Consider the following 16,566-nt stretch of genomic DNA (forward strand, 5'->3'; position numbering starts at 1 on the left):
CTTATTTCCTCCCTTCTTGTTCTACCACTAATCTTAGCAAAATTTCTCAATTAAAACTATTATTATACTAAAATTCTAAATAATAGAAGTCTAATTCACAATGATCATAATGCGCAAAGTGCTAAATCAAACAAAAAGAGCTACATCGTCTACTATTGAACGATGTAGCTTTTCATTATTATTGTTTTGTGTAATATTCCAAAATTCCTTTGTAGATAGAATCAGCAAATAACTCAACATATTGATCATCTGTCATTTTAGCGCGGTCTTCATTATTTGATAGGAAGCCCAGTTCGACTAGGATAGATGGAATTAGCATGTTGCGAATTACATAGTATTGCTGTTCTTTGACGCCACGATTTTTCATATTTAAGTTATTTACGATTTGATTGTTTACAAATGTCGCTAAATCAATATCTTCCTTAAACATATCACCTGTTGTCACTGCATAATATGTCTCAGTACCTTGTGCAGAAGTATTTGCTGCTGAGTTTACATGGACACTTACGAAGATTTCACCGTAATTAGCATTTGTAAAATCTACACGCCCCTGTAAAGTAGGGAATGTATCACCCGTACGTGTCATCAATACCTTTGCCCCTGCAGCCTCCAGTTTGTTCTTGACTATAGTACTAACCTTTAATGTAATGTCTTTTTCGAAAATAGTTTTACCAAAATTGGTTCCTGGGTCCTTACCACCATGACCTGGATCAAGAATGATAATTCGATCTTTCAACGGATTACCACTTTGATTTAATAACTTTATATAAGATTTATGGACATACCCTTTTTGACCTTGATAAGTAACTAGAGCCCAATAACCGTTAATACTGTTCACTTGAACATATTCGCCTTTTTTTAGCTTACTTACTACTGCAGAAGTAGAGTTAGCTTCTTTGCGGATATTTAAATTATCAACTGTCACTCGACCTAATAGATCCCCAGAAACTGTTGGTGGTGTTGGATCTGGTTTTGGATTTGGAGTCGGAGTTGGATCTGGAGTAGAAGGTTTTTCTACTTCAACATCCGCTGTACTATTAGCCACAATATATCCTGGTACACCGTTCACTACAGTTAGATGGTAACCACTTACCGTCTTATAAACAGGTAAATTCACTTTACTATTCACAGTCGAAATTACCTTTGATGAAGAGGTTGGTTTTACGTAAAGATTTATATTTTGTGTTGTCGTAACTTGCTTTTGAACATTTCCTAATGCGTTACCATCTGCATCTAAAAACTGTGCATACGTTTTATAAATATAAGCAAAGGCATCTTTATAGGAAACTTTTAACCAGTCTCCTTCAACTGCATAGACTGATAGTTTTCCACCTTTGTTGACAGTTCCTACAATATTAGCATTAGATGAAGAATCCTTGGATTTACGAATATTTAATCCGTCAGTTGATGAAGAAACTAAGCCAATGACCTGTGATGAATCAGGTGTAGCTACACCTTTAACAGGGATATCTAAACGATATTTTTCTTCTTTGGCACGCGCTACAAATAATGCAAACTGTTTACGTGTCACTTGTTCATTGGGATTATAATTTTGATTACTTCCCTTTGTAATACCATTGTAGTAAATCGTATTCACATATGAAACGTACGGATGAGTTATACCTACGTCTACAAAAGGAGAATCGATATTTTTATACTCGCTTGTATCGAGCTTAAACGCGTTTGTTAACACATAACTCATTTCATCTCGAGTTAAAGGTTTGTTTGGTAAGAATTGTCCCTTGATATTTGTTTTAAAGAAACCAAGCTGTACAGCGCGTTCCACGTAGCCTGAAAGCTCTGTGCCGGCTGTTACATCTGAGAAGTTTGATTTATTGACAACTAGTGGCTTGTTACCTGAAGCAACAACAACCATTTTGGCAACTTGTCCACGCGTTACGGTGTTGTTAGGTTTATAATACGTTTTGCCCTTTTCTGTATACCCTTTAATAACACCTAAATTAACTAAATAATTGATTTCTTCATATGCGTCATCCTTGTTCGTAACATCTACAAAACCGCCACTTGCCTGTGCACTATGTATTGTAAATATTGAAGCAGAAACGAAAAGGACGCATAAGATAAGACTAATTTTTTTGAAATACAATGTCTTATTTCCTCCCTTCTTGTTCTACCATTAATATTAGCAAAATTTCACAGGTAAAACTATCTTATAGATGAAACTGTTACAACTTAAATTCTAAATAATAGAATTATCATAGTATTGAAAGCATCAAAAAAAGAGCTACATCGTTCATATTGAACAATGTAGCCCGTTTTATTATTTTTTCGCGTAGTATTGTGAAATTCCTTTGTAGATAGAATCAGCAAATAACTCAACATATTTATCAGTCGTCATTTTACCGCGGTCTTCATCATTTGTTAGGAAGCCTAGCTCGACTAAGATGGCTGGAATAATCGTGTTGCGAATAACATAGTATTGCTCTTCTTTAACACCACGATTTTTCATATTTAAGTTATTAACAATTTGATTATTTACAAATGTCGCAAGATCAATGTCTTCTTGATACATATCACCTGTTGAAATTGCATAATATGTTTCAGTACCTTGTGCAGAAGTATTTGCTGCTGAGTTTACATGGACACTTACGAAGATTTCACCGTAATTAGCATTTGTAAAATCAACGCGGTCTTGTAATGAAGGATACGTATCCCCTGTACGAGTCATATATACCTTCGCACCTGCAGCCTCTAGCTTTTGCTTCACAAGTGTGCTGACTTTTAATGTGATAGCTTTTTCGGAATAAGAACCTAAAACAGTTCCAGGGTCCTTACCACCATGACCTGGATCAAGAATGATAATTCGATTTTTCAATGGATTACCACTTTGATTTAGTAGCTTTAAGTATGATTTATGGACATACCCTTTTTGACCCTGATAAGTAACTTGTGCCCAATAACCGTTAATACTGTTTACTTGAATATATTCGCCCTTTTTCAGCTTACCTAGTACCGTAGAAGTTGAGTTAGCTTCTTTGCGAACATTTAAACTGTCAACCGTCACTCGACCTAATACATCACCAGAAACTGTTGGTGGAGTTGGATCTGGATTAGAAGGTTTTTCTACTTCAACGTCCTCTGTACTATTAGCCACGACATAGCCTGGTATACCGTTTACTACAGTTAGATGGTAGCCACTTACTGTCTTATAAACTGGTAATTTCGTTTTGCTATTAACTGTTGTAATAACTTTTGATGAAGAAGTTGGTTTTACGTAAACATTTAAATTTTGTGTTGCAGTAACTTGCTTTTGGACATTCCCTAATGCGTTACCGTCAGCGTCTAAAAACTGTGCATACGTTTTATGAATATAAGCAAATGCACCTTTATAAGTAACCTTTAACCAGTCCCCTTCAACTGCATAGACTGATAGTTTACCACCTTTGTTTACTGTACCTACTATATTAGCAGTAGATGAAGAATCTTTTGATTTACGAATATTTAATCCGTCAGTTGTTACAGAAACTAAGCCAATGACCTGTTTTGTATCAGGTACACCTACACCTTTAACTGGTAGCTCTAAACGATACTTTTCACTTTTCGCACGCGCTATAAATAATGCAAACTGCGCACGTGTCACTTGTTTATTTGGATAATAATTTTGACCTGTTCCCTTTGTAATACCATTATAGTAAATCGTATTCACAAATGTAACATATGGATGAGTAATCCCTACGTCCACAAAAGGAGAATCGATATTTTGATATTCACTTGTATCAAGTTTAAAGGCTTTTGTTAATACATAACTCATTTCATCACGAGTTAAAGGCTTATCCGGTAAGAATTGCCCCTGAGTATTTGTTTTAAAGAAACCAAGCTGTATAGCGCGTTCTACATAGCCTGAAAGCTCTGTGCCGACTTTTACATCGGAAAAGCTTGATTTATTGACAACTAGTGGCTGGTTACCTGAAGAAATTACAGCCATTTTGGCAACTTGTCCACGCGTTACGTTATTATAAGGTTTATAATACGTTTTGCCGTTTTCCGTATATCCTTTAATAACACCTAAACTAACTAAATAATTGATCTCTTCATACGCTTCATGATCTTTAGGAACATCTACAAACCCACCACTTGCTTGGGCACTATGTATTGTAAACATAGAAGCTGAAATGAATAAGACGCATAATATAAGACTGACTTTCTTGAGGTTCAATGTCTTATTTCCTCCCTTCCTGTTCTCGTGTTCATTTTAGCAAAACTGCACCGACAAAACTATCATACGAATGTAACTATTCCACTGTTCTCTAGGCATCACCCCTATTTTTAGTATATTTCATAAAAAGAAGAGAGTCTGCAAGTGCAAACTCCCCTCAATTTATACATTATATAAAAGAACTTCCTTGCAATGTATTACTTTAAACGTAGCCCTTGTCTAAGTAATACGGAATTTGATTATTATTGTTATTTTTGTGCGCGTTCAATAAATGTTTGAAGTTGAGAAATTTTTAACATCTCATCGTAACCGAAGTTACCATTTCCAATACCTTCTGCAATACCATTTGAAGCAAGAATTGAAATAAATTCATTTGCCCAATGATTTGCAGGAGCATCAGCAAATGTTACAACATTGCCTTGTTGCTTTAATCCGAAGGCCTGTACTAATACTTTCGAGATTTGAGCACGTGTTATCGGTGAAGATGGATTAAATTTACCACTACCATCACCAGCAAAGATACCTAACTTCGATACAGCAGCAATTGCACCAGCATGTTCATTTGTTGGTTTTACGTCTGTAAAATTCGTATTTTTATCGGATGTATCCAAGTTAAGTGCTTTAGCAATTTGCACTGCCACTTCAGCACGAGAAGCATAAACTGTAAAGTCAATCGCAGCTTCCTTTACTTCTTCTTTAACAGCTTCTGCTTGTTCACTATCAAATGTTGCTACACGTTTAGCACCAATGTAACGAGAACCCCAATAATAAGGATCATCTACATTTGAGTAACTAACACCTTTACCTGTTTGTGAATGAATCATTTTCCCGTCACCCATGTAAATAGATACATGCGAAACACCTTTACCACTAGTATTGAAGAATAGTAAATCTCCAACTTGAAGATCCTTCTTTGCTACCGCAGTACCTTGTTGATATTGTGAGCCTGATGTACGGTTTAATTCAATACCTAAATCTGCAAAGACTTTAGATGTATATCCTGAGCAATCGAGCCCTTTAGTAGTTGTACCTCCATAAAGATATGGAACACCTAAATATTTTGACGCTGTATCAGTAACATCAGATTCTGTAGCTGCTTCTGCTTTATCTATTTGAGTTGTTGTAAATAACATGAAAGATGCAAAAATCGGTAATAACCATTTCTTTTTCATATATTCGGTATACCCCTCTCAGAACTTTTTTGCCTATAAATAGACTATCATAAAAGATGCTATTTTAACTTTTCAATTGTGTAACGGTTTTTAAAGCACAAAAAAACACTGATATACCAACGTTTCGTGGTTTATCAGCGCTAAAATATGGGTATTAAATAATGGATATTCGGGATTTTTGTAACATTCCTGTAATATTCGCTACGCTTTGTCACAATAGATTACAAGATTTAGTGTAATTTCAATTTTCAACTGTTAAATATGAGCATTTACGATCCAATTTTCCTCTTAATGATGTAAGGGGTTCGCGCAGTATTTGCCTATGCTTCGCGGGATTTTCCTTTGCTCTGCGCGGGGATTTGCCTTTGCTTCGCAGGTATTCACCTATGCTCCGCGAGTATTTACCTCTGCTTCGCGGGATTCGCCTCTGCTCCGCGCGGGTAATCGCCCCTGCTTCGCGGGTATTTACCTCTGCTCTGCGGGGATTCGACCCTTCTTCGCGAGTATTCACCTTTGCTCCGCGAGTATTTACCTCTGCTTCGCGAGTATTTGCCTCTACTTCGCGAGTATTTGCCTCTACTTCGCGAGTATTTGCCTCTGCTTCGCGAGTATTTGCCTTTGCTTCGAGAGTATTCGCCTCTGCTTCGCGGGTATTTGCCTATGCTCCGCGGGGATTCGACCCTTCTTCGCGAGTATTTGCCTTTGCTTCGAGAGTATTCACCTCTGCTTCGCGGGATTCGCCTCTGCTCCGCGCGGGTAATCGCCCCTTCTTCGCGGGTATTTACCTCTGCTCTGCGGGTATTCAACCCTTCTTCGCGAGTATTCACCTTTGCTCCGCGAGTATTTGTCTCCGCTTCGCGAGTATTTGCCTCCGCTTCGCGAGCATTCGCCTCTGCTCCGCGAGTATTCGCCTTTGCTTCGCGGGGATTTGCCTTTGCTCCGCGCGGGTAATCGCCCCTTCTTCGCGGGTATTTACCTCTGCTCCGCGAGTATTCACCTCTGCTCCGCGAGTATTCGCCTTTGCTTCGCGCGGGTATCCCCTATCCCGCTTCGCATAGGCTATTGACTAGAAAATAACTGCACCCAATAGTAATATCCATTGCTATCAACTGCAATTGCTACCCCGGTATTTGTGTAATTTTCTCGTAAAATATTTTCACGATGTGCTGGTGAAGCCATCCATGCTTTGACGGCAGCTTCGGATGTTGGAATTTTTCTTCCTATATTCTCTCCTAAGCTCGTGTATGGATAATCGAATAATGTTGCCAAATCCCAGGGCATTCCGTAGTAAGGGGATTCATGCTCAAAATAATGTCGATTCACCATATCTTGTGCCTTAATAACGGCAATTTGCGTTAAAGCTGCATCATAGTTTAGGGGTTGTAGCTTTCTTTTTTGTCGTTCGACGTTGACTAATCGTATTACATCATTGGACATGGTTGGTGAATAATTTTTTGTTGGAATATAAGACTTGGATAAATAGTCGTAGGCTACCTCGAGATTTGTTATCTTCGCTGAAAAGTCGAGACTTCTTTCAACCAAAGAAGCAAATTGCGCACGTGTTACCAATCGATTTGGTGCAAATTGCTGTGCGTTGATCCCTTTAATAACACCAACATCTGCAAGTGATTCAATATAGTCTTTTGCCCAATGTCCCTCATTAACATCGCTAAACTTACTATGATTTTGAGAATCGACTTCAATTTGATACGCGAGTGTTAACATTTTGGCAATTTGTGCACGCTGTAAAGATGCATCAGGGTTGAAGTAATCACCATTTTGTAATATCCCTAATTCCACTAATGCACAAATTTCTTTATAGTACGGATGATTGGCTGATAAGTCTGTAAAATTAGGAGTGTAATCGGTATCTAGTTTTAGCTTCATGGAACGAGCAATTGCAGCTGCAGCCTCCGCCCTAGTAATCGGTTGTTCTGGTCTAAAGAAGCCATCCTGATAATTTGTCATATAATGCTTTTCTAGCATATGTTCTATTGCGCTTTTTGCCCAATGTGATTGTGAAACATCCTTTGCAATATTGGCTGCCAATACTTCTTCAGATGTGTTTGTCAGAGGCACAGCATATGATGTAGTCAGCAAAATAAGAGACATACCAACAACACTAGATACTTTTTTAAACATAGCTACCTCCTCCTTCATTTAAAATATGTATAGTACTCTAATGGAACAAATTTGCCACCACATGTTTTCCTAACGACCAAATTAGGAATCGTATCCATTTCAGTATCATGTTTGATTTCCCTCATGGCCCACGTGACGAGGGAATAAAAGCAATATCATCGTTCTAATTCGCAGTTTAAAGGTCTACCGGTCCGACACCCGACTTTAGTTACGAGATACTCACATTCCATTATTACCTAATTTTACCTTTATAATTTTTAAAAAACCACTCTAAGATTGAAAATAACCTAAGAGTGAGTCTTCGCATTTATTCAACGCTAATAATATAGAAATCGTCTTCAGCTTTTTGCAAAGTGCGGTACAGGAATAAAACCATTTGACCGCGTCGAACATCTGTATAGGGTGAAAATGTTGTCGCACTAGTTCCTTGTGTAATCCCATAATCTAATAACGTTTGAATATACTTATTAGTTTCATTATCTTTAGTAAAATCTGAAAAAGGCGCAGATAATGTTGTTGCCTGCTGTAAATTAAAGCCAAGTGTCAATATCTTTGCCATTTGACTTCGTTTAATAAAATGATCTGGATTATAATTTGTACCTTTTTGGATAATACCCTTTTCAGCAAGCGCGGCAATATGCCCGTAATATTTATGAGAAGTCGGTACATCATTGAAGCCAGGATTTACGACATTTTTTGTCTCCAATTTTAGAGCTTCAGCCAAAAAGTATGCCGCTTCCCCTCGTGTTAAATTTTGATAAGGACTAAACGTAGTTGATGTTGTCCCAAATACAATTCCCTGGCTATATAATTCACTAACTGCCTTGTATAGTTCTGCTTCGCTTCCGCTATTTTTTATATCTGTAAATGGCATTGCAGCTGCTTCTGCAGGCATGGCTGCAACACAGGGAACAACTACTGCCGCAGTTGCAAAAGCCCATGCTTTATGTACCTTCTTAGTCGACAAGTTAACGCTTCCTTTCCTTATTATAAAGAAAGAAAAGAGGGACTTGCCCTCTCTCCTTATTACAAACCTAATGTTCTTATATGATCCTGTAAAATACGGTAATTATATACTAAATCCTGTTGCTCAAGAGTAAGTGCGTCGTATAGTTTTTGTGCAGACAGTACTTTCTTTTCAAACGTTTTAGCGTCTGGATCCAGCTCGCCAATCGCATTTACTACTTTTAACACTACTGCTACATCTTTTTCTGCTTTCTTTAAAGTATCGTAGTTAAGAACTTGTCCTTTTACTTTAGAATCTAATGCTTTATATGCAGCAGAAGCATTCGCTACATCTTGAATATATGTGCTAGAAGCCGGATTAAGACCAGCTATAATCTCAACAACTTTCTTTACTTCACTCATATTTTTCTCAGCTTCAAGCAAAATATTGTAATTAGATACTCGTTGCTTATCTGTAGTACTTAAGCTATCGTAATCTTTTCGTACAGATTCTATCATACCGAAATACAATTTGTCGCTTGGCTTTAAAGCTGCAATACTTTGATAAACTTTAATAACGTTATCTATTGATAGAAGCAGCTGATCGTTATAAACATATTTACGCTGAGTGGCAGTAAGATTATCATATGCTTTTAAAATCTTTTGATATTGGCTGTCCATATTTTTCGATGTCATAAGTTTATCAATCTCATTGACAACACTAATGACAGGCTTAATAATTTTTTCTTGCTCTTGCAATGTTTTATAGTTTTCAACCGCATATTGTTGATCTTTTGGTAATGCATTATATGCTGCACGTATCTCTTCTATACGTTTAATATATTGATTTGCCGGGACAGTCGGAAGCTCATCAATCATGCGCTGTACATTTCCTGCACCTAAGATGCTTGTTTCAGCAGCTTGTAATAAATTGTAGTTTGTGACATATTGCTGCATATCCTTACTTAGAGCATTGTATAATGCTCGAGCTTGTACTGTATCCGCATTGAACGTTTTACTTGACGGCTTTAGTTTGCCAATTAATTCAATCACTTTGGCAGTTGGCTCATAGCTTTGTAGAATAGCAATATTATTGACATATAGTTTTTGGTCTTTTGTCAGTTTATCGTACGCTTTTCGCGCTGAGTTTACTTGACTGACAAATTTACTTGTGTCCGGCTCTATACCATCGATTTGCACCATAGTATTTAAAATTGCTTTTACTTCTTTTTCACGATCTGTTAACACCTTCACATTAGAGACAAGCTTTTTCTGTCCTGATGTTAGCTTATCGTAAGCAACGCGAGCATTCATAAGCTTCGTTAAGTAATCTGGATCAGTAGGCACTGCCACGTCTATCAATTCAATAACTATATGCGCAGATTTCAGCTCAGTCTCAGCTGTGACAAGCTTTTCATAGTTTGTGACAGCAGTTTGCTTTTCTGGTGGTAATGCATCGTAATTTTTGCGCGCAGAATCTAAATCATTTAAAAATGTTTTACTTGTCGGTTTCAATGTTTCAATCAAACCTATTAATGTAGCAACATCTTCAACAGCTGTTAGCTGATTGTAGTTTGTTACGCGTTTTTGTGAGGCGGAGTCTAATGCATTGTACGCCTTACGCGCTGCCAAAACCTTTTTTGTATAATCCTTATTTGCTGGATTTAAAGCTGCAATCGCATTAATAACCTTCACAACTTTGGCATTATTTTTCTCATAAGTTGTTAATGTCTTGGATTGTGTTACTAATTTTTTTGCATTTTTATCCATCTTTTTATATTCTGCAGACATCGCTGCTATTTTCGCTACAAACGTAGCATCTGGCTCATTAGCTAAAGCGATAACACGATCATCGAAATTTTTAGCTGTAGTAATATAGCCGTCCGCGATTTGAAGATCAGAATAATTCGTTACAAGGTTTTTCCCGTTAGGTGATAGTTTCTCATAATCTGCAAATAACGCCTTGACTGCTTCCGTATATGTTTTTTGCGATGGATTCAAAGCCATGATGCGTGCCACAATATCCATCGCCTCTACTTGATCCCCCAACGATTTATAGCTTTTCACATATTCGCGTTTTGCAGAATCTAGCTTTTGATAAGCAGTATTCGCAGCCTTCGCTTTTTTAGTATAATCTTTCGCAGTTGGGTCTAGCTTTTCCACTAGCGCAATTACATTTAAAACTGCTTTATATGATGTTTCCGAGCTTGTTAGTTCTGACAAATTGTTGACGATTTTTTTGACTGTGGCAGGATCTATTTTCTTCCCATCAGGTGATACTGGTGTATTGTAAGCTGCACGCGCTTGCTCTATTTGAGTAATTTTATCGGAAGCATTGGCAATTCCAGCAATGAGTTTCTCAATTTCTTGCGCTGCCGCTATATTTGCTTCAGCTAATTCTAAGTCAGCGCTATTTTTCACAAAATCTTTTTTGTCTAATGTTGATAAGGTATCTTTAATAGCCTTTACAGAAGTTCGATAATCTGCATTATTTGACGGTTTTAGTGCTGTAATTTGCTTGGAAATATCAGCGGCAGCTTTAAATAGCTTAAACGTTTCATAATTCGTAACTAAATTCTTTGAGCCAGCATCTAGTTTATTGTAGGCAGTTTCAATCGCTGTTACTGCACTAATAAAGTTTGTAGCAGATGGGAAATCCCCTGGGCTCTTGTTTGTCAGCTCTGTAATTTTCGCAATTACTTGATCAGCTGATGATAAGTTGGCTAATACTTCTGTATATTTTTTGTATGGTGTTACCGTTGCATTATTTGGATTATAGGCTGTAATAATTTTCTTTTGATCAGCTGTGAGCTTGTTTAGTTCAGTTGTTACTTCAGTAATAGCTTTGGCAATGTCAGTAGAAGTGGATAACTGGTTGTTTAGGATATCAATAAAAGAATCTAACTTTTTAATTGCCTGACCTACATCTTCTGCATCCTTGTACATTTTTAAAAGCTTCTCAATATCTGCACCGTTCTTTTTGAAATAATCATTACGCTCTTGTACTCCATAGCCGTATTGCGTTGATGTACCTCGAACTGCCGAAACAAGGTCCTTAGCATCCGCTGACGCAAGGGCAGCATTTACAGCACTCTCGAAAGTCTTTTGAACTTTTATATAGGCTTCAGTGTCTGAACCTAAAAAAGTATTGTACTCTTTATTAACTTCTGTAGCTTCATCAACAAATGTTTTACTTGTATAAGATAACTTACTTATTTTGGCTCCAATAGTCTTTAATTTAGCCAATAAATCTCGTTGAGCTACAACATACTCGTATTTCGCTTTAATAAAATTGATTTCATCGGGTTTGAAGTCTGTAGTACTTAAAACTGCTACATCCCCCTTTGCTATCACCATTTCATCATTAGTTGAAGTAACAGATAATTTGCCAAATTGTGCAATGGTTTGTGCTCTAGTGTCTACTGCCGCTACATTCACATTAGCTACTTGATCTGCCTGAGAAATTGTTTGAGGTTGTCCTTCTTGAGCATTGGCAATTGCTGTCGGAGTTAGTAATAGACTTGTTATTACACCAACCTGTAGTGGTTTCTTCAAAATGCCCACCCTTTCTTTTTTATAGGTAAATAGATATGTATCATTTATTTCTAATTTGCTACCTTTTGTATCGGTGCATTTTATCCTATTTCAAGCTAATCTATTAAAGAAGCTCATCCTCTTCACTAACAGCAAGATAATTTTTTTAGATTAAATAGTCTTTTTATAGGAAGTTATTGTTAGGATACTATATAATTGATTTATGTGCATTGATCTGGAAGAAATTTTGGCAAAAGATGACTAATTTCGAGTAAAAATGCTAAATAGACTTTAGCTGAACAAATTTACTACCTAAAAGATAGGTGCAGCTGACGGCAATTTTCTTGTACAAACGAAGCGTAGAGGAATCAGCGCTCGTCTGCGGAAAGCGCTACTCTATAGGTACTTACACCTTATATTTTCCAGGAAATATTTTGTTGAAACATTACTCAGATTGGTAAATAAAAGCTTTGTATAATTGTCTAAAATAACGATTAAATTTTCTCTTTTTCGAGGGAAATCAATGAAAAACTTAGCATTTCTACTATATTATTTTCCAGTAATTAGGTGTATACTACAACTTTACTATTTAATTTACGAGAAAGGGAGCTATATATGTTTTATCAATATAAATTTTGGCACAGCTTAATGCATCCCACTTATTTTACCCAAGCTGTTGAGCAAGGAGAAATAAGAGGCTATAAAAAGCGATCCTTCGTAGTTTTTATACTCTTTTTGCTTCTATTCATCGTTCGTGAGTTTTGGGGCATGGGTACTGAGAGCTTAACAACATTATTTGCATCGAATCATCCAACTGAATACTATACAGCCCGTTTACTATCAATGGTTGGAGTTATTGCCTGGGGAGTCATCTATTATTGCTTCCATTATTATGGCGTTACATACTTGTTACATCTATTAACAGACATTCCTTACAAATGGATTCAGAAGGTACAACTTTATGTAATGGTATTTTTACTTATTGAAAAGACAATTTTATTTGCTGTGTTTTATGCAGTTGGTTACACTACAAACTTCTCCTTCTTCTCACTTGCTCCTATAGCTCAGCAAGTAATTGATAAGGATTATGTACTATTTGCTATCAATCAACTAACCGTAGCAACAGTATTAACAATTATTGTGCAATACACGTTCCTCTCAAAATGGGAGGAATGGTCAGATCGAAAGGCATTATTAGCAAAAATTATTGGGCTATATGTAGTAATGGCTATTTTTATCGGAATGATTAGTGTGTTACCACTACAAGAATGGATTACAAGGGGGTTAGGATGATGCGCTTTATTAAATCCAGACCTTGGACAAGTTTAAGTATTTTTGTGATAGCGTTATTAATTGGTGTAAATGCTTATTTTGTATTTAAGGATGATAGTAAAGTAGCAAGATCCTACTTTATCAATGAATTCCAAAGAGCTACACCTGGTGATCGTGTAGAGACGGTGGAAAAGGATGCGATTGTTGCACCAACGCAAACCTATACGATTTCAGCAGATGCGAAAAATCTTGCTGCAATAGATGTAACACGTGGGCAGGAAGTACATGCCAATGATTTACTAGCTACCTACAAAACAGAGGAAGTTGACGGTGAATTAGCAAAGCTTGAGGCTGAACGCACTGCTTACGAAACTGAATTAAGTGATTTAGAATCTGCTTTAGCGGACATAGAATCTGAATACGGAGAAGGCAATGACCCAAAAAGCTCTATTAATACCGACCAAATTAGTGAGAAGTTAAACGTCTCTGTTAAATTTGAATTAGGTCAGCAAGCTTCTCCATCAACTGCAGTGGCAATACTGAACCGTCACATTGCGGAGACCAATCGTCAAATAGCTTTAATGGATGCACAGATTGGCGAAGTTAAAGCGCGCCAAGGTGTTATTTGCCCAGTAGATGGTGTAATCTCAAAAATCACTGAAGAAGCTGGTGCGGTAACATTTGAAATCTATTCATCTGAAAAGTCTATGCTAGCTTACTTATCCGAGGATGAATGGCAAAAGGTTGAAGATGGGCAAACCGTTAGTTTTAAATTGCCGCATAACGACAATGAGCTATCAGGTATTGTATTTCAAAAACAAATGATACCAACAAATAATGAATCCCTTTGGGCAAATGCACTAGCTAAGTCTGCAAAGCTACCAAAGCCTACAAGCTATGAGGTAATATTGCATCAAGATGACATACTAGAAAACATACCATTTTCAACTGTCGGTAAGGCTTCTATTACCGTAAATCAGGCATCCAACGCACTTAAGGTGAAGTCCGCATGGGTGAAGGCTAGAAAGAATAATAAATATAGCGTTTATACGATTGATGAAAATGGCAAAATACGCCTTGAGGATATCGAGGTTGCCTTTAAAACGGCAGATTCTACTATCTTTACAGGCTATATGGATGCCGGAACACCTATTATTGCAAATGAACAACGCAATATTTTAGCTCGCTCCTTCCGTTCAATACCTCTTAAAAAAATCGAGTGGCGAGATTTTAAAGAGATTGGTTGGAAAGACTACGTGAAATATATTGTCTTTTAGTATATAAAAGCCTCCCCGAATGAAAAATTGGGGAGGCTTTTGTGTTGTTAGCGGTTTTTTGATGTTTATCAGCGATTTATCTGGCTTTATCAGCGATTTACCTGGTTCTATCAGCGATTCTTCGATTTTTATCAGCGATGTTCTCTTTTCTACCGGCTTCTTAATTAAATGATGAATTTTCCATCTGTTCTTGTGTCGCTAGTTCATAGTTCATTGCTGTTATACCACTTACCTCATAGACCATGCCATGAACATATAGTTTCTCACCATTTGCTCCATTTAGACGGACAGAAAAAATAGAATTACCTTTTCCGACTTTTTTTACAGTTATACCATCTGCTGAAAGCTCGACATCAACTATTTTATAATCATGCATTGCGCCTGTGTATTGCTCTATTTTGAAATCTTTCACATTAAAGCCAATTTCACTTTTTGGAATGAACGTGCTGTTTCTTTCAACCGCTGATGTTGTATACAATTCATAGCCATCAGATTCTGCATGGATGCCTACACGTACCGAATGTCCTTTATTATCTGAGAAAGTCGCAATATAGTCACCTGCTTGCGATAACGAAAGCACATAATTACCGCCATTAGGAATCGAATGTTCCTCCCAGCCATCAAATTTAAATGGCTTATAGCTGAAAACTTTATCACTAACAGCATGTCCAGCAGCTGTAGTTAGCTGAATATTTTTCGGATCAAAGCCTAAATCTTGCTCTAAAAACAGTGCTGATCCCGGGGTAACTTCATCTGTTGGCTGGCAGTTAATTTGTAATTTTCCATCTACTTTTGTTACATCAATTTTATATTTTTGCAAGTCGACTATTTCATAATTTTCATCATTATCAATATTGTAGCCAACCAGCATGAAATTGCCAGACCCCTCTCGTAACGCCTCAATCTTCACATCGTTATTTGTTCGAAGAATGCGGAAAAATTCATGCTCTCCATCTGGCGATAGGTTATCATTAGAATAAGCATCAATATTAGTTGAATTAAACTCCTGTGCAGTAAATGTTTGGACCACTCGTTTAGCCTGCATAGCTTCAAGACGATGAATAAATAACGCAAGCTGCGAACGATTGACAGTCTCTTTTAAACCAAAAGTAGTTGGTGTAATCCCCTTCGTTATATTATTCTCAAACAATGGAGCGACTGCGTAATAAGCATCTGAATATTTTTCAATATCCTTAAATGGTAATGCCTGACCAAATTCAGTAGTTTCTAAATGGTATGCCGTTGTTAGCATTCGCGCTAATTGTTCACGTGTAATCGCTTGATTAACACCGAAGCTTCCATCCGCAAACCCTGAGATAATCCCTTCACTTTCCAAGGCTGCGATTGCCCCATAATATTCATCGCTCGGCTTTACATCAGTAAATTGTGGATCCATTACATTTTTAGTATCCAACCCTAGCAGACCTGCTAAAATCTTCGATGCCTGTCCACGCGTCACGTCAGCGAATGGCTTAAATGTGCCATCTGTATAACCTTTAATAATTCCGCGCTCTGCTAAATCCTTTACAGCAACACCGTATTCTTTCGTGTAATCAACATCGGAAAATTTATCTGTTGCTTGTGCAGTTGGTACTACTACAATCGCACTTGTCGCTAAAGCAGCAACTAATGCCCCATGAAATAAAGTATGCTTCTTCATCACCGGCTCAACCCCTTAACATATTTTGTCTATCATACTATTATAATACGTATAAGGGAATCCAAATATTTCATAATCAACTTATTAAGAGTCTCTTTTTTCTAGTTCTATATCGAATGTTAGGGTGAGGTATAATGTTAAGTTTCTACTAATGACTACCAAGTTCGTCGGTTCGAGATGATATCTGTTATTTTGCGGATTCAGTTCTTCGTTTCGACTTTTCTTTCCGTCGATCTAACTCTTTTATCTGTCGTTCCCGCTCTTCTTTCCATCGCTGACTTTTCTTTTCGCCGTTCTCTCTTCTTTCCATCGCTAGTCTTTCTTTCCGTCACTCTCGCTTCTCTATTCATCGCCATAATTTTCCCCATAAAAAAACAGTGGAGAGTT

At 37.2% G+C, this 16,566-nt stretch carries 10 protein-coding genes; 2 read left to right on the forward strand and 8 right to left on the reverse strand.

All coding sequences use genetic code 11. The features are described 5' to 3' along the window. Window positions 1–178: 178 nt before the first annotated feature. From ACQKOG_RS24585 to ACQKOG_RS24610, 6 genes are all read right to left on the reverse strand, one after another. A complete protein-coding gene (locus ACQKOG_RS24585) occupies window positions 179–2,107 on the reverse strand; it encodes an N-acetylmuramoyl-L-alanine amidase (protein ID WP_427448421.1) in 1,929 nt (642 codons plus the stop codon). A 174-nt stretch (window positions 2,108–2,281) separates the two neighbouring features. Next, window positions 2,282–4,177, reverse strand: a complete 1,896-nt coding sequence (locus ACQKOG_RS24590) for an N-acetylmuramoyl-L-alanine amidase (protein ID WP_370078400.1) — start codon at window positions 4,175–4,177, stop codon at window positions 2,282–2,284. A gap of 248 nt (window positions 4,178–4,425) precedes the next feature. Continuing rightward, window positions 4,426–5,349, reverse strand: coding sequence for an NlpC/P60 family protein (locus tag ACQKOG_RS24595; RefSeq protein ID WP_370078402.1), 924 nt, complete (start codon window positions 5,347–5,349; stop codon window positions 4,426–4,428). A gap of 1,059 nt (window positions 5,350–6,408) precedes the next feature. Next, window positions 6,409–7,491: an S-layer homology domain-containing protein gene (locus ACQKOG_RS24600; protein ID WP_370078404.1), complete on the reverse strand. Its 1,083-nt coding sequence runs from the start codon at window positions 7,489–7,491 to the stop codon at window positions 6,409–6,411. Window positions 7,492–7,798: 307 nt separating this feature from the next. After that, entirely contained in the window at window positions 7,799–8,458 is a 660-nt protein-coding gene (locus ACQKOG_RS24605; RefSeq protein ID WP_402872240.1) for an S-layer homology domain-containing protein, read from the reverse strand. Between the two features lie 59 nt (window positions 8,459–8,517). Beyond that, window positions 8,518–11,991, reverse strand: a complete 3,474-nt coding sequence (locus ACQKOG_RS24610; RefSeq protein ID WP_427448422.1) for a hypothetical protein — start codon at window positions 11,989–11,991, stop codon at window positions 8,518–8,520. A 594-nt stretch (window positions 11,992–12,585) separates the two neighbouring features. On the opposite strand from ACQKOG_RS24610, the gene ACQKOG_RS24615 reads away from it, so the two are divergent. Further along, complete coding sequence (locus ACQKOG_RS24615; RefSeq protein ID WP_402872235.1) at window positions 12,586–13,263, forward strand: hypothetical protein; 678 nt, start codon at window positions 12,586–12,588, stop codon at window positions 13,261–13,263. Then, window positions 13,260–14,519: an HlyD family secretion protein gene (locus ACQKOG_RS24620; RefSeq protein WP_427448423.1), complete on the forward strand. Its 1,260-nt coding sequence runs from the start codon at window positions 13,260–13,262 to the stop codon at window positions 14,517–14,519. Before ACQKOG_RS24615 ends, ACQKOG_RS24620 begins: the two co-directional genes overlap by 4 nt. Before the next feature lie 160 nt (window positions 14,520–14,679). On the opposite strand, the gene ACQKOG_RS24625 is transcribed toward ACQKOG_RS24620, so the two are convergent. Next, complete coding sequence (locus ACQKOG_RS24625; protein WP_427448427.1) at window positions 14,680–16,179, reverse strand: S-layer homology domain-containing protein; 1,500 nt, start codon at window positions 16,177–16,179, stop codon at window positions 14,680–14,682. A 200-nt stretch (window positions 16,180–16,379) separates the two neighbouring features. Continuing rightward, a complete protein-coding gene (locus ACQKOG_RS24630; protein WP_370078413.1) occupies window positions 16,380–16,535 on the reverse strand; it encodes a hypothetical protein in 156 nt (51 codons plus the stop codon). Between the last annotated feature and the right edge of the window lie 31 nt (window positions 16,536–16,566).

The sequence above is a fragment of the Lysinibacillus sp. NPDC093216 genome, from assembly GCF_050280325.1.
Taxonomy (GTDB): domain Bacteria; phylum Bacillota; class Bacilli; order Bacillales_A; family Planococcaceae; genus Lysinibacillus.